At 37.7% G+C, this 18701-nt stretch carries 3 protein-coding genes; all 3 read right to left on the reverse strand.

The genetic code is table 11. The features are described from left to right. Positions 1-10: 10 nt before the first annotated feature. Entirely contained in the window at positions 11-17110 is a 17100-nt protein-coding gene (locus tag NYE68_RS18830) for a non-ribosomal peptide synthetase (protein ID WP_324674497.1), read from the reverse strand. Positions 17111-17756: 646 nt separating this feature from the next. Then, positions 17757-18146: an SDR family NAD(P)-dependent oxidoreductase gene (locus NYE68_RS18835; protein ID WP_306167746.1), complete on the reverse strand. Its 390-nt coding sequence runs from the start codon at positions 18144-18146 to the stop codon at positions 17757-17759. Next, positions 18147-18308, reverse strand: coding sequence for a hypothetical protein (locus NYE68_RS18840; RefSeq protein ID WP_342493986.1), 162 nt, complete (start codon positions 18306-18308; stop codon positions 18147-18149). Positions 18309-18701: the final 393 nt, after the last annotated feature.

Raw genomic sequence — 18701 nt, forward strand, 5'->3', positions numbered from 1 at the left:
AGTTCTCCTCTTATTCATAATCAGTTCCATCATTTTCATAAAATTCGTTCACTTGTTGCAGTATAACTGGCAGGCTTTCTCCATCACATATAATGTGATGAATATCAACAAATAGATAGGAGGCCGTTGTTGTCTTCATTAATTTCACACGCATCAACGGTGCTTCGGATAAAACAAACGGTTGTATAAATTTATCGTATTCTGTTTGTATATCTATTTCGTCCACTTCGCTGTAGTCTATTAAAACCCTTGCGTCTGGAGAAATCGTTTGAATAGGCTCACCGTCCACAACATGGAAACTAGTTCGCAAGATTTCTTCTTGCTTTAACAGCTTATCCAAAGCCTTCTGTAATCTTTCTTTATCTAGCGGTTCTTCATAAGCATAAACGTCCGATACGTTGTAGTTAATATTAGGTCCGGTCATCTCGTCCAGAAGATAGAGTCGTTTCTGAGCTGAACTTGTAGGGTAGTATTCAGCTGCTGAAGCTTGTTCTATTGCCACAAACATCTCGCTCTCAATCGACTCGATATTTCCCGCTATCTGCTCGGGCGTACCAAAAGTAAAAACATCTCTAATTGACAATCTTACTCCTATGGCCTTCTCCAATTCATTGCACAAGAGCACTGCTTTCAGTGAAGATCCCCCTAGATCAAAGAAGCTATCAGTTACACTGACTTGTTCAATATCTAGAATGTTCTCAAATGCCTGCACGATCAGAGTTTCATATTCATTTCGTGGTGCAATATATTCCTGTGACTTGTACTGCGGCTGTGGTAATGAGGATTTGTCAAGTTTCCCATTACTTGTAAGTGGAATCGCATCAACCGAAATAATATGTGCAGGCACCATGTAATCTGGTAATACTTTACTTAACTTGATCTTAACGTCCTTTTCTTCTATTTCTGTCTCAGTTATTACATAGGCACACAGGAATTTCTCATTCCTTTTGTCTTCTCGCACTATGACTACAGCTTCATTTATGCTTTCAAGCTCCAATAAACGGCTTTCTACTTCTCGTGGTTCAATACGATATCCTCTGATTTTTGCTTGGTCATCCATCCGTCCAATATATTCAATGTTTCCGTTAGGTAACCAACGTGCCAAATCACCTGTCCGATACATCTTTCCGGATCCAAATGGGTTGTGTACAAACTTCTCGTCTGTCAGGTCTTGTCGATTTAAATAGCCTTGAGATACACCCTCACCTGTTATACATACCTCACCCGGAACTCCAATTCCACAAAGTTCATTTCCATTTAATATATAAATCTTTAATGTTGGAAGTGGCATTCCTATATCGCTAATTCCTCTCTCGATGGCTTCAGCATCAATATCGCGATAAGTAGCGTATACCGTGGTTTCTGTTGGCCCGTACATATTAACCAGACGACAATGTCTATTGTTCTCATGCCATTTCTTCAAATGTGCTGGATAAAGTGCCTCCCCTGCAAAAATAACATATCGTAAACTATTTATGGTTTGTCCTGTCGTTGCATCGATCAACGCATAGAATGGTGAAGGTACCTGGCATAAGATGGTTACCGCTTCTTTTTGGAGCAGCTCTCCGAAGGCATATCCATCTTTTACTGTATCCTCAGAAGGTATTACAAGCTTTGCTCCATTCAATAGACTTCCGAATATTTCCCAAACCGAAACATCAAAACAATAAGAATGGAATTGAACCCAAATATCATTTTCATATAAATCAAGCTTAAACTTGTCATTCTTGAGTAATCGCACTACATTTACATGCTGAACCATAACACCTTTTGGCCGGCCCGTCGTACCTGAGGTATAAATAACATACATCAAATCACTTGAGTGATTTACATGAACAAGGTTACTGCATTCCATTTGATAATTTGCCTCATCATGAAGATGCATGACAGGAATGTCAACTTCAGGTTCTTTTGTACTGCATAATACGACCTTTGGTTTACAGTCATTAATGATATAATTAATTCTTTCCTCTGGATAAGATGGATCAACCGGTACGTAAGCTGCTCCAGCCTTTAAAATAGCGTATATACCCACCACCATCTCCAAACACTTCTCTGTTGAGATCACCACAAAGTCATTGGGTTGAATGTTATAGTCCTCACGAAGCTTTCTTGCCAGAGCATTCGCCCGTTCATTTAATTGTGCATAGGTCATCTGTTGTCCATTAAATGTGATGGCTATACTATTAGGTATTCTGGCGGCCTGCTCTTCAAGTAACTGCACAATCGTCATATTTTGAGGGAATTCTGCATCCGTCATATTGAACTCACCCAATATTTTTGCTTCTTCGTACAGATCTACCATGGCAATCTCCTGCAGCTTCTTTTCCGGAGACATTAAAACTCCTTCAATTAATGTTAAGAAGTGTTTTGCCATGTACTCGATCGTTTCTGGTTTGAATAAGTCTGTAGAATATTCAAAATCAATCTTATAGCCTTCTGAATCACTTATCATGGTTAAGGTAAGATCAAATTTAGAAATACTACCTTCAACGGATTCCCTTGTTCCAATATGAATACGATCCGAATAACTCTCTCTCTCATCGTCCTGCAATACAAACATCACATCAAATACTGGGTTTCTTGAGAAATCTCTCTTTACTCCCACTGCTTCAACTAAATCCTCGAACTGATAATCCTTGTTATCGTATGCCTGTAAACATTTCTCTTTTGTACGTAATAATACATCCTCAAATGTATCATCAGCGCACACATTCCCTTTGATTGCCAGAGTGTTTACAAACATGCCCAACATATTTTGGGTATCCGTATGGTTTCGGCCCGATATTGGCGTTCCTACTATAATTTCTTCCTGTCGACTGTATTTTCCTAACATAGAGAAAAAGGTGGATAACAACACCATAAACTCCGTTGCACCATACTTCTTCGCTAACTCTTTTACTTTAATACTCGTTTTTTCTTCTACCTGTGTTCGGAAATTAGCACCTCTAAAGCTTTGTTTATGAGGGCGTGGATAATCCATGATTAAATCCAGGACTGGTATATCACCGGAGAATTCTTTCTTCCAGTACGCTGCCTGTTCTGTGATATCTCTAGCATTTTGCCAAGCAGAAAAGTCTTTATACTGTACTCGTGGTGTTAACAATTCTCTTCCTTCATATAACTCTTGTATTTTGTAAAGCATAACTGGCATGCTTCCTGCATCACATAAAATATGGTGAATATCCAGGAATAAATATGAATTACTTGGAGTATTCAGTATTTTTGCACGCATTAGTGGTGATTTTGACAGGTCAAATGGTTGGACGAAAGTATTATATTCATCTTGGATATACTGTGAATCTGCTGTCTTTACTTCACTGTGCTCCAGCGCAATTCTTGCATCTGAAGAAATTTTTTGAATTGGTTCACCATTCACGATATGGAAACTTGTCCTTAAAATTTCCTCATGCTCTACTAATTGATCCAATGCCCTCTGAAGTCGCTCATTGTCTGGTTTAACTTTAAGCTTGATTACTAAAGGAATATTATAAGTTATACCAGGGCCTGTTAGTTGGTCCAAAAGATAAAGTCTCTTTTGAGCTGAACTTATAGAATAGCTTTCTGCTTCTGCTATTTCTGGTATTTCTTCAAACGTATTCTCCTTTGAGTTTTTTATTTGTTCTGCAATATTTTTTGGTGTAACTAAATCAAAAATTTCTCTAAGTGGTAACCTTACCCCTGTGCTCTTCTCTAATTCATTACACAGCCGGATTACATTAAGCGAGTATCCACCCAAACCAAAGAAATTGTCATTTACACTTACTCTTTCCATACCAAGTACATGTTCAAATGTCTCTACTACCAATTTTTCCGTCTGGGTCTTTGGTGCCTCATAACCCCTTATCATCTTAGTTTCTTCAATAAACTGTTCCGGGTTCGGCAATAATTTACGATCTACTTTACCATTTGCAGATAGTGGAATCTCATCTACCTGTATGAATTGTGCCGGGATCATATAATCAGGCAGATGTTTGGCTAACTCTCTTTTTATTTCTGCCAATTCTACGGTCTCATCTGCAACAATATACCCACACAATTGCTTCTCTCCATGTGAATCACTGTAATCAGCGACGACGGACTGGTGAATATGTGGCAAATGATTGATACAGTGTTCTATTTCTCCTAGTTCGACACGATGTCCACGTATCTTAACTTGACTATCTTTTCTTCCCAGGAAGTCTACATATCCTTCCGGACGCATGACACCATAATCACCTGTTTTGTACAGATAACCTAATCTATGGTTGATAAAGGCGGCCTTCGTCTTCTCTTCTTCATTGAGATAACCTGCGGCGACTCCTTTTCCACCAATATGCAGTTCTCCTGGTACGCCTACTGGGCATTCTTCCCCACATTCATCCAGTACGTAAATTTGTTGATTTTTCAGCGGATAGCCGTAAGGGATACTTTTCCACTCTGGCTTCACTTCTGTGATTGGGAAATATATGGACCATATAGAGCCTTCCGTTGCTCCACCTAACCCGATGACTTGTGCTTTTGGCATTCTTGTTTTGATTTTCGCTGGCAAACCAAGAGAAATCCAGTCTCCACTTAGCATCACCATACGTAAGCGCTCTGCTGAAGTGCTATGCACCGTGTCTTGCTTTGTGCTTTCTAGATACATATCCATAATTGCCGGAACCGAATTCCATATCGTGATTTCTTCTTCGATCATGATCTGATGAATACTGGCCATATCTAAAAGATCTGGAATTAATACTAACTGAGCTCCGCTAATGAGTGCTCCAAAAATATCATAGACGGATAAATCAAAGCTCATCGATGATAGGGCAATGATTTTATCTTCGCTATTTACTTGGAATTTCTCATTAATATCTAATAATGTATTCACTACTGCTTCATGGGTGATCACAACACCCTTAGGATGTCCAGTGCTTCCTGACGTATAGATAGCATAGGCTCTATCCTGCTGGCAGCCTTCTAACAGTTCTAAGGCGCCATCGTTATAGGTGGAAAGGTTCTCTGTTTCATATAAATCTGGATGAATCATGAGCTTGATATCACTATGTTCCACGATATATTTTATTCTTTCCTCAGGATGTTCCGGATTAACAGGAATATAAGCATGGCCGGATTTTAAAATAGCTACCATATTTACAATGGTCTCAATTCGTCTCTCTGCCCAAACTCCAATATAAGAATTGAGTGCATAGTTTTGTTCTGCTAAATAACGAGCGACCTGATTGGATTTTCTCGCCAACTCGCCATAGGTCAATGTATCCTGTCCTAATTTGACTGCAATAGCATCGGGAGTCTTCTGGCATTGCTGGTCTATTAATCTTTGCAGTAAATCCCCTTCATAATCTCCTTGTGTACGATTGTAATCAAGCAGTAGTTGATACTGTGTTACAGGCAGCGGCATAGATGAAAGTTTATTGTCTATAACTTGCTGTAATCGAAGTTGATACGTTTCAAACATGGCACTGATCATGTCTTCATCAAACAAATCTTTTGCATAATCCCAAGTCATAATTAATTGTCCGTCTCTTTCCGCAACTTGGAAGTCCAAAAACACTTCAGGGGTCTGATTTATTCCGTATTTCAATTCTCCCCTACTACCTATATTGGCATTGAAAAAATCTACTTCGTCACGAAGCATACTCGTAAATACAAATGGCATTATAGCTTGACCTTCTTGACCACGGTGTTCAGCCAGATCACGCAGGAAATCAACCCCACTGTAAAATCTGTGGTCTAACGCTTCAAATAACCGATTCTGAATCTCAGTAGTTCTTTCCCAAAATGGTCTATGAGATGATAAATCGATATCTAACAACAATTTCGATACGAAATCCCCCATCAGAGACATTCCATCTTGATGAAAAGGCTGATTACTAAACAGATTTAAGCTAAGTGCCATATTGGATTGATTGCTCCATTTAAATAGAACTTCCGCATATATTGTGCACAATAACGCAGATGGTGCAATTTTGTTATCCAAAGCCTTGTTTCTCACAATCGCCCAGTCTGTCGCAGCAATTCTCGTTTCTAAACGTTTTACTGTTGCGTTGGTTACAGCATTCCCATTTGGAAGAAGTGGTAACTGAGGTGCATGCGGGAAATTGTCTACTTTTGCCTTCCAATAAGCTTGGTCTCTTTGCTGCAATACCCGCATCAAATCTGAAACTTGCTGTGCCAGATGATTGGCACGATGATCAAGCTCTGCTTGGGTCGAATCTTTCTCCTCTTTCTTAACATCCTCTTTCTTAAGTAGCTCTTGCAAACGGTCTTCTGGATGTTTTATAACTTCTGATAGTAATAAAACATAATCATCCAGCATTTGCTTTATCGTTTCCTGTTTAAATAAATCTGTAGAATACTCTAAGTTGACCACATAACCCTCTGATGTGTGTATTACCATTAAATTCAGATCAAACTTAGCTACTTTTCCTTCCATTGGTACCCATGTTCCACTCACAATGCTCTTTGAACCAGACATAATTTCACTCTCTGGCATCATGAACATTACATCAAATAATGGATTTCTTGATAAATCTCTCTTTACATCTACTGCCTCAACCAAGTCTTCATATTGAAAGTCCTGATTATCGTACGCACGAAGACATTTTTCTTTTACTCCAAGCAATACTTGTTCAAAACTCTCCTCTTGTTTCACTTTTCCTTTGATAGCCAAAGAGTTTACAAACATCCCCAGCATTTCTTGTGTATCAACGTGGGTTCTACCTGATACAGGAGTTCCGACTACAATTTCTTCCTGTTGACTGTATTTGCTCAATAGAATCATAAAGGTTGATAACATAGTCATGAATTCCGTAGCACCATGCTTCTTCGCTAATTCTTTTATTTCCATAAAAACTGGTTCTTCAATCTTAGTTTTTACGTTGGCACCATTGAAGCTCTTTTTCTTAGGACGTTGGAAATCTGTATTCAAATTAAGTATTGGAATTTCACCTAAGAACTCGTTTTTCCAATATGCCGCCTGCTTCGTAATATCCTGAGTCATTTGCCAAGCAGAGAAATCTTTATAATGAAGCCTTGGGATTGGTAAAGTATTTCCTTCATATAACTCGCTTATCCAGTTCATCATAATAGGCAGACTTTCTCCATCAGAAACAATATGATGAATATCCAGCATCAAGTATGAAGCTTGTGGTGTCTGTAATAACTTAACCCGCATCAAAGGTGCTTTGAATAAATCAAATGGGCAAACAAAACGATCATATTCATCTTGAATATCTAGTGTATCTGCTTCTTTGTATTCCAATACTACTCTCGCATCTGGTTGAATCACTTGAACTGGCTCTCCATTAATAAGATGGAAGCTGGTTCTTAATACTTCTTCTCTCTCTAAGAGCTTATCTAATGCTCCCTGTAACTGCTCTTTATCCAGAGTGTTTTCGTATTTTATGACATTCGAAATGTTATAGGAAATACTAGGACCTACTATCTCATTGAGAAGATAAAGTCGCTTTTGAACAGAACTCATAGGATAGAACTCTGCTTCAGCTATTTTCGGTATTTCCGAAAAACGATCCTGTTGTAAGCTTCCAATTCTTTCTGCAATACGTTTTGGTGTAGATAAAGCAAATATTTCACTAAGCTGCAGTCTTATACCGATTGTCTTTTCTAATTCATTACACAATAATGTAACTTTCAGTGAATGACCACCCAAGTCAAAAAAGCTGTCATTGACACTAATTCCTGTTATTCCAAGGACTTTCTCAAATGCTTCAACTATTAACTTCTCTTCTCTATTTATTGGTGCTACATATTCCTTAGGCTTGTATTCTGGTTCTGGTAGTGCCGCTTTGTCCAGCTTTCCATTATGACTTAATGGAATTTGGTCAATTCGAATAATATACACAGGAACCATATAGTCTGGTAACTTCTTGCGTAATTCACTCTTGATTGTATCTTCGTCTAATTCTTCTATTTCTGTATGAACGACTACATAAGCACACAGATATTTTTCTCCTTGCTTGTCTTGTCGTACTACAACGGCTGCTCTACTAACTCCTTCGAGCTCCATCAAAGTACTTTCAATTTCTCCTGGTTCGATTCTGAAACCTCTTATCTTAACTTGATCATCTATACGGCCAAGGTACTCGATATTTCCATCCGGTATCCACCGTGCCAGATCACCTGTTTTATACATCATTCCTGAACCAAAAGGATTTTTAATAAATTTCTGAGCTGTTAATTCTTCACGATTTAAGTATCCACGCGACACACTTTCTCCTGCAATACATAATTCCCCTGGTACACCTATTCCGGCTATTTTTTCATTTGATAATATATAAATTTGTGTATTACTAATAGGCTTACCAATTAATATTTTATCTACATCTAAGCCTGTTGGACAATGATATCCACTGGAATTAACTGTAGTTTCTGCTGGACCATAGAGATTCAGTAGTTCTGCTCTTACTTGTCCTTTTTCCCTTAATTGATTATAATGTCTCACACTTTCCGCATTCAGTTTCTCACCAATATTAATGATATAACGCAGAGTATTTATTTTTTCTTTGCTCATATCTAATTCTTTTAGAAACATATTGAACATGGAAGGAACGAACTGGATTGCATTGACTTTATATTCCTGAATTACCTTGATGATCTTATCACTTTGACTTTCTTCTCCTTGTTGCAAAATAACAAGTTTACCACCCGCTAACATCCACCAAAATACTTCCCAGGCAAAAACATCAAATGCACAAGTGGTCTTCATTAAAAGAGATTCTCCCTCGTGTAATGGGTATTCTCTTTGTGTCCACATCTGCTGATTGACTATATTCTGATGCTCTACCATAACCCCTTTTGGTTTTCCTGTTGTACCCGATGTATAAACCAGATAAATAAGATCACGAGGAGTATTTACATGTTCTAGATTCCCTGCACCTTCTCCATAATTGCTTTCACTATATAAGTTAACAACCTTTTCAGGAGAAATATTATACTTTCCATGACCAATTAAAACCGCTTTAGGCTGGCTATCTTCCAATATATACTCGATACGTTCTTCTGGATACAATGGGTCAATGGGTACATATGCTGCACCCGACTTTATGATGGCATATAACCCGATCACCATCTCCAAACTTCTTTCTGCTATAATCGCAACAAAATCATCAGGCTGGACATGGTATTCCCGTCGTAACTTTAATGAAAGCTGATTGGCACGAGCATTTAATTCAGCGTAACTCAATTGCTCATTCCCGCATACAACTGCTGTATTATGGGGGGTTCTTGCTACTTGTTCTTCAAATAATTGTACAATTGTCTTGTCTCTTGGATAGTCGCTGTCCGTTGCGTTAAACTGTACTAATTCTTTCATTTCTTCTGCTTCACTGGTCATGCCTAATTCGATTAATTTCGTCTGTGGTGCTGCAATTGCTTGTTCCATAAGCCTTTGCAGATGGGAACCAATAATGTTTATTTGTTCCTTGTTATATAGCTTTGTATTGAAAAGAATTCTAAAATGGATACGATCACTCTTAAATGCTGTCATTCCCAAGTCATACCCAATTTGTTCGCGGTAATATTCGGATTCCACATTTAATTTGCCATCAATATTTATACTTGTTCCTTGATAGCCTTCAAAGAAGAATAATGTTCCAATTAGATCTCTTCCTAATAAAGTATGATTCTGTATTTCTGCTAAGGGAAGAAAATCGTGTTCATTTGCAATAATTGCCTGGCTCTGTAATGATTTCAACAAATCGGCAAAGGTGTCTTCGTTTGTTGTCGATATACGTACGGGTATTGTATTGATAAATAAACCAACGATTTCTTCAATACCTTCAATCTCTGCATTTCTACCAGATACAACTTTTCCAAATACAACATCATTTGTTGAGTTGTATTTTTCCAATAAAACGCCCCAACAAGCTTCTACTAGCGTGTTCAATGTTACATCATATTGGGCACATATCGCTTCTGCTTGTTCAGTTACCTCTATGCTTAACTTAAACTCTTGGCTCTGACTCTCTTCTTCTGTTTCATCTGGACGACCTAAAGGTAGAATATCAGCCCTTGTCTCATATCCTTGAAGAAGGTCTTCCCAATATTTAAGGCTCGTCTCTTTATCTTTTTCATTTATATAATGGACAAACTTTTCATAGCTACCCATTTTATTAGAAGCAGCCTGATTAGGTGTTTTTAATTGTTCTTCATCTGTTGCCATATACGCACTAAATAATTCTTTACGCAAAATTGGCAAACACCAACCATCTAAAATAATATGATGGTTTGTCATGATCAACCGATAACCACTGTTGTTTATTTTTATCAGATTCATACGAAGTAGTGTATCTTCTTCTAAATCAAATCCTCGTTTTACATCTTGTTCCTTTAAATCAAGATAATCCGATTCATTATCTACTTCCATATAATTAAATTCCGGCATTCTTTCTTTCAACACAACTTGTCTTGGTACACTTACTCCCCGATAACAGATTTTTGTACGTAAAATATCATGCTGTGTTGCTAAATACTTAAAAGCTTTGTGCATCTTCTCTACATCTACATCTGCCAATCGCAACGTCTGCTGAACAACATATTTTGTAGATGATTCATCCATAAGCTTCTCATAGAGCATTCCCTCTTGCACAGGAGCCAATGGATAGATACGTTGAATTTCCTGGCCGCGGATTTCGACAGCTTCCTGTACATAACAAAATTCGCTATCTTTCCATACGCTCTCACCAAAATCACTTGCCGTTGACTCACTCTTCTGTGCGTGGGAGCAATGTTCTGCGACTGCTATCAGTTCTTCTTCATATGCTTTTCCTATTTGCTCAATTCTCTCAGCCAAATAACGACTGCTGTTGCAGGTTACTGTCATAGATAAACTACCTTTTTGCACATGACCTATGACGTTAATGGATGGTCCAAATTGATTACGAGGATTCGTATCCTGTCCATAACCTAATTGTGAAAACTCGAAATATAGATCGCCAGATTCAGTCTTTGTTCCTAGTTCTCCAAGATAATTAAATGATATATCTGGTGCCACTTCTACATCCATTTCTTCTGGATTACCCATGGCTGCATTCTTTATGATGCCATAATCAATTCCATGTCCTGGTACGCGTCGTAGTGTCTCTTTCGTATTTCGAATATCCTGTGCAATATTAGTGCCTAACTCATCTAAAACTACGGGATATATACTAGTGAACCATCCTATTGTCCTACCTAAATCAAAAGAGCCTACTGTTTCTTCACGACCATGTCCTTCCATCTGTATAGCAAGCGTTCTCTGACCTGTTACTTTGTTTACCGCACGTCCTAGTGCTGCTACAAGCAAGTCATTAATCTCTGTATTATAAGCATGTGCACTTTCTTTTAATAACTTTTCTGTGATAGCGGCATTAAGACATGCCACGGCTGTCTTTGGTTCGAATTTATCATCAATTCCATCTTCTTTTAACTTACCATCAACCAATTTATTTTCTATTTCTGACCAGTAAGCTAACCTTCTCTTTAACTTTTCACTCTGGCTGTAATAAGCTAATCCTTCGCTCCATACTTTAAAGGAAACGGTTTTAGCTGGTAATGTTATCTCTTTTTGATTCAAAGCTTGAGAGTAGCCCTTCTCCAAATCCTCAGTTAAAATCCGCCAGGAAATCACATCCATTATCATATGATGAGCTAGCAACATCATATAATCTTGCTCCGGCGTACTAAATAAAACAGCCTGCAATAATGGTCCTTCCGCCAAATCCATCTTTACTTTCGTTGTCTTAATTTTTTCCTGAATCTCTTCAGATTCACATGCTATTTTTGTAAAGCCGTACCATTTCTTATCTTCTACTTTCCCTATAACCTGTTTCTTATCTTTGTACGTAGCTCTCAACATATCATGATGCTGCACTAACGCAGATAAAGCTTTTTGTAGTGCCAGATCATTTAGTTTTTCACGAACCTTAAACACTTGGCATACATTAAAATGTTCAGGATCTATCATATTTTGTGCGAAGAAGTAGTTTTGAATTGGTGTCAGTGAAATTTCACCAGTTATTTCTCCTTGCTCCGCAGGCATAATTTCTTTTTTTGTGGATAAATTCATGGCTATTAGCTTTGGTGTTCTCTCCATCAAAAGATTTCGCATGGAGCTATCGTATCCAGCTTCTCTTATCTTGTTTAGAATATGGATAGCCTTAATCGAATCTCCACCCAAATCAAAGAAATTGTCATTTACACTTACTCTTTCCATACCAAGTACATGTTCAAATGCCTCTACTACCAATTTTTCCGTCTGGGTCTTTGGTGCCTCATAACCCCTTATCATCTTAGTTTCTTCAATAAACTGTTCCGGGTTCGGCAATAATTTACGATCTACTTTACCATTTGCAGATAGTGGAATCTCATCTACCTGTATGAATTGTGCCGGGATCATATAATCAGGCAGATGTTTGGCTAACTCTCTTTTTATTTCTGCCAATTCTACGGTCTCATCTGCAACAATATACCCACACAATTGCTTCTCTCCATGTGAATCACTGTAATCAGCGACGACGGACTGGTGAATATGTGGCAAATGATTGATACAGTGTTCTATTTCTCCTAGTTCGACACGATGTCCACGTATCTTAACTTGACTATCTTTTCTTCCCAGGAAGTCTACATATCCTTCCGGACGCATGACACCATAATCACCTGTTTTGTACAGATAACCTAATCTATGGTTGATAAAGGCGGCCTTCGTCTTCTCTTCTTCATTGAGATAACCTGCGGCGACTCCTTTTCCACCAATATGCAGTTCTCCTGGTACGCCTACTGGGCATTCTTCCCCACATTCATCCAGTACGTAAATTTGTTGATTTTTCAGCGGATAGCCGTAAGGGATACTTTTCCACTCTGGCTTCACTTCTGTGATTGGGAAATATATGGACCATATAGAGCCTTCCGTTGCTCCACCTAACCCGATGACTTGTGCTTTTGGCATTCTTGTTTTGATTTTCGCTGGCAAACCAAGAGAAATCCAGTCTCCACTTAGCATCACCATACGTAAGCGCTCTGCTGAAGTGCTATGCACCGTGTCTTGCTTTGTGCTTTCTAGATACATATCCATAATTGCCGGAACCGAATTCCATATCGTGATTTCTTCTTCGATCATGATCTGATGAATACTGGCCATATCTAAAAGATCTGGAATTAATACTAACTGAGCTCCGCTAATGAGTGCTCCAAAAATATCATAGACGGATAAATCAAAGCTCATCGATGATAGGGCAATGATTTTATCTTCGCTATTTACTTGGAATTTCTCATTAATATCTAATAATGTATTCACTACTGCTTCATGGGTGATCACAACACCCTTAGGATGTCCAGTGCTTCCTGACGTATAGATAGCATAGGCTCTATCCTGCTGGCAGCCTTCTAACAGTTCTAAGGCGCCATCGTTATAGGTGGAAAGGTTCTCTGTTTCATATAAATCTGGATGAATCATGAGCTTGATATCACTATGTTCCACGATATATTTTATTCTTTCCTCAGGATGTTCCGGATTAACAGGAATATAAGCATGGCCGGATTTTAAAATAGCTACCATATTTACAATGGTCTCAATTCGTCTCTCTGCCCAAACTCCAATATAAGAATTGAGTGCATAGTTTTGTTCTGCTAAATAACGAGCGACCTGATTGGATTTTCTCGCCAACTCGCCATAGGTCAATGTATCCTGTCCTAATTTGACTGCAATAGCATCGGGAGTCTTCTGGCATTGCTGGTCTATTAATCTTTGCAGTAAATCCCCTTCATAATCTCCTTGTGTACGATTGTAATCAAGCAGTAGTTGATACTGTGTTACAGGCAGCGGCATAGATGAAAGTTTATTGTCTATAACTTGCTGTAATCGAAGTTGATACGTTTCAAACATGGCACTGATCATGTCTTCATCAAACAAATCTTTTGCATAATCCCAAGTCATAATTAATTGTCCGTCTCTTTCCGTGACTTGGAAATCTAAAAATACTTGAGGGGTCTGGCTTATTCCGTATTTAATTTTCCCTAATTTCGTCAACGTATCTGCAAATTCCGATTTATCGAATAACATACTAGTAAATACAATTGGCATAATCGCTTTACTAGTCATTTCTCTCTTACTTGCAATATTTCGTATAACATCAACACCACTATAAAAACGATGGTCTACTGCTTCAAATAATATATCTTGAACCATAGATGCTTTCTCCCAAAAAGCACGATGAACAGATAAATCAATATCTAACAATAAAACTGATGTAAAATCTCCAATCAACTTCATTACGTCTGGATGAAAGGACTGTCGATTAAATAATGTTAAATTAAGTGCCATTCTGGATTGATTGCTCCATTTGCACAAAACTTCCGCATAAATTGTACATAAGAATACAGATGGTGTTACACCGTACTGAGTTGCCAGGCCCTTCACAATATTCCATTGATCAGTTGTCAGACTTTTCTCAATTCGCTGAAATATTGGTTTCTCTATGAATTCTGGCTCACAAACTAATGGTAGCTGAGGTGCATAGGGAAAATCCTCTATTTTGGCTTGCCAATAGTCTTGAGCTTTTTGATAGGCGGAAGATTCACGAAAGCTCTCCAATGCCCTTACATAATCTGAGAATTGGAATGTTAAAGGTTTAATCTCCATATTCGGTTTCTCATAATAATCCATTATCTCTTGTATTAAAATTAATAAACTGCCTCCATCAGCAATTAATAAGTCAATATCCAGGAAGAGATAATTTTTCTTCTCACCAAGAATAAATGCAGTCAACTCAAATAATGGCCAATGATCTTGTTGGAAAACAAAATGTGACCTGCTATTTCTTTTTTCCAATATACGTTTTTGTTGATCCTCTAAAGACAAGTCTTGTAAATCTTCAATACAAATCTCATAAGAAGAATTAGAACGCCGAACTTTTTGCATTCCTGTATCATCAAAAATAGTACGCAGCATAAGCTGACGCTCTAAAACATGATTCAATGCATCGTTTAAGCGTTTAATATCTAATTCTGTTTCAAACTCATAATAGGCATGGGTGGAGACATTACCCATTTCCATAATATTTTGTCTTCCAACTAAATAGGCTCCTTGTATTTCTGTTACCTGGAACGGCTCATACCACATGTCTTTATTCCCTGTTAATTCGGATGCATTGACATCCTCTGCCTTTAGTTGTTCCTCAACCATCTTAATTATTTGTTCCAGGGTGGACATTTTGAAAAGGCTTACAATAGGGATTTCGACTTGAAATCGTTGATTTATTTCATCCTGGAAACGAATCAACGTTAACGAACTAACTCCCATCCGAGAAATCGTATCGTCTACTTTCAAAGAAGGGATAGAGAATACTTCTTTTGCAATTTCAACGATTTGATTTTCAATCTCCGTTTTGTTCCATGCTGACTTCTTTGCAGATTCCTTGATACTCTGATAAGAATATGGAGCTATTGCGATAACTTCATCAAACTCATGATTCTCAAATCGCTCTATTAAAAGAAAACGTTGCACCTTTCCACTTGTTGTTTTCGGTACCGTTTTTATTGGAATTACATAATCTGCAGCTATTCCAACCCGTTCTAATACCATATCCTGCACTTGATGGGCAAGTGGCAAAAATGCCTTGGCATCTTTTCGATTATGTACAAATACTATAATTTCATCCCTGATCGATGACGGATTGCGAACACCACACACAACGACTTGAGACAACTCTGGGATCGCCAATGTTAACATATTTTCTATATCGCTAGCATAATAATTCTGACCATTTACAAACAGAATATCCTTCTTTCTGCCCATTACAATGAGTTCTCCATTGCGTAAAAGTCCTAAATCTCCTGTACAGAAGAAGCCCTGTTCATTAAAAGGGGAACTATCATGATTCATATATCCCTCAAATACATTTTTCCCCTTGATCACTATATTGCCTATGTAATTTTCCCCTAAGATGTGGTCTTCATCATCTACAATCAATATTTCTAATTCATATAATGGTTCTCCTACTATGGCAAACTCTGCTGCATTTGGCTCCTTCGTTTCTATATACTCCACTTCTTGACCAATACGAGCTTTATGACGGTTAATACATACACTTCTATTATGGCCTTCTTCAGGAATAGTAACAGCCAGACTAGCTTCTGCCATACCATAGACTTGATGGATCGTATTTTCACGCAAGCCAGAAGACGAGAATTTTTCATAAAATCGTCTAATGGTATCCATTGATATTGGTTCTGCACCACACATTATGTTTCGCACACTAGATAAATCAATATTTTCTAAATGTGAATCCTTTACAGTCTTTATCATCCAGTCTAATCCAAAATTCGGACTTACAAGCACCGTTGCTTTTAATTGCGCACATTTTTGAAGATATAGCCAAGATTTCTTTAAAAATGTACCCGAATTTAGAAGGGAATGAGATATACCCGCAAATATCGGAGTTAAATGATAACCGATCAAGCCCATATCATGTGTCAATGGTAACCAACTAGCCATGACATCATTTGTGTCTAGTTTCAAACGATCTACTATCTGTGCCAAATTATAAACTAGATTTTCATGTGTTAATTTTACTCCTTTAGGGTTACCTGTGCTGCCAGACGAATATTGTATATACGCTAAGTCCTGACAATCTACTGTAACGCATTGCCCCTCTTCCATATTACATGCTAAGGTTTCATACTTTAAGTATTTCAAATTATTGGCTTCATAACTTTCTCTAAACGTATTTAAATTTCTTTCATCAGTAATTATCCACGCATTCGGCAACTGCTCACTTACTTTCACTAACTTCTTGAAAGCTTCAGTGTCAGGCGATGCAATTAGCGGTACAGACAGAGGAACGGGGATCATGCCTCCTAAAATACAACCCCAAAACAACCTTATAAAGGATAAATTATTGTTTGTCTGAAAGATAATATAAGAGCCCTTCTGAAATCCCTGCTTTTGTAGTGCCCCTAAGATGGATTTGGCATTAAAATAAAGACTTTCATAAGACTCAAACAATTCAGAGCCATCGGATTGAGTAAAGTAAACTCCCCTTGATTTCTCGTTAGCATAAATTCCAAGTAATTGATCTAGTGTTATATTAACTCCATCCTCTAATACTGATTTTGTATAGGGTTTCATATTGCACCTCTTAAAAAGTTATTGTTTTTATGCTGCGATATTATCTTTGTTACAATTGATGCAACGTCTTGATCTTGCCTCTTTAATATTAAAATTTATGTTGAGAATTATTTATGTATATTGGCTTCTATAATTCTATTATATTATATTTAAGGATTATATCAACAAAATTCTTAAAATTTTTCCAGTTCAAAGGGCGTGGTTTAAACCCACCGCCCTTAGCCTTCGGGTTGGATAGTAATAATCAGAATCACTTAAAAAAACACTCAATAATGCCCCCGTTGTCAAGACACGATTTTTTGAGGAAAAAGTTATGTCCTTCTTATCATGTCATGTAGCATTTCAGGATGCGATCTGTTCTCAATATATCATTTTTTTACATTTTCCAATTTAATAGCGTGCAGAAAGGCAAACAGCCTCTGCACGCTTGTGTATAAATCTTAAATTTCAACTTATATCTTATATCATACAGCAGTCATTTTCTTGATCATCCAGACGGTGCCACATCAAATGCTCATCGGTTTCCCTTGATAGTCAACGAAAACAAATTCACTATCGATACGAACTTGTCGATTAATGAGATTATAAATATCTTCTGCTGTTTCTTTTGGATGTGTCGGGGCTATCATTCCTCCTATATCCGTCCTTACCCACCCTGGTGGACGGAAAGGACTTGAATGCCTTCATTCTTTGCTACATGGAGCTTCTCGGACAACATATTTAAGGCAGCTTTCGACAATCCATAAGGATAATCACCACTATATGCATTTGTTAGACTACCACCTTCTGACGAGATGTTGATAATGGATTGATTCTCACCCTTTTTCAGCAAAGGTAGAAAATGTTTAATCACACGGGCTGGTCCTAACGTGTTGACATCAAATGCTAGTTTGATAGCCTCTATATCAAGATCCTCAATAGACGTACCTCTTCCATTAAGAATGGCAGCATTATTGATAATCACATCAAGACTTTCACCTACATTACGAGCTGCTTCACGAACAGATTCCTCGTCTGTGACATCTAAATGAAGAATTTATAACTGGTTGCTATTTTTCTCTTTTAATTTGGTTAATTGAGTCCTTTTTTGTTCATTCGCATCTCTGACTCCAGCAAAAACTCGGTACCCATTTTCTAATCCAACTTCGACAAATCCAAGCCCTAAGCCCCTATTTGCCCCAGTAATTAATATATCCACCATAATCCTCCCAGATTTTTTTAATAGTTATTTTACGGATGCATGTGATAGCAATAGGTAGGACTTTGATGTAATCGCCATCTTTTCCCCTGCTCCGCACCCAACGTGCGATTTTCACCGCATTGGACGTTCCATCTTATTCTTTTATGCTAAAGTAATTCTACAAATTTAAGGTTCCATATCGCATCTATTTGAGTATCAAAGGTTTTAATTTCATAATATAAATTATAAAAAAAATGAACAAAACTAATACAATCCTATTCTACCTTTACATAATCTAACAATTTCAGTTCAAATCCACAGTTACATTTTTTTAATGTTTTTCTTATCGGAGATATCTTACTGTTACATCTTGGGCATTCATTAACCAAATACAAATTATGTATGGGACAA

Origin of the sequence: Bacillus sp. FSL R5-0447, assembly GCF_038606125.1 — a bacterium.
Lineage (GTDB): Bacteria > Bacillota > Bacilli > Bacillales > Bacillaceae > Bacillus > Bacillus velezensis.

Coding starts and splice junctions, on each gene's coding strand:
- NYE68_RS18830 (WP_324674497.1), bottom strand. CDS start 17,110: ATGAAACCCTATACAAAATCAGTATTAGAGGATGGAGTTAATATAACA.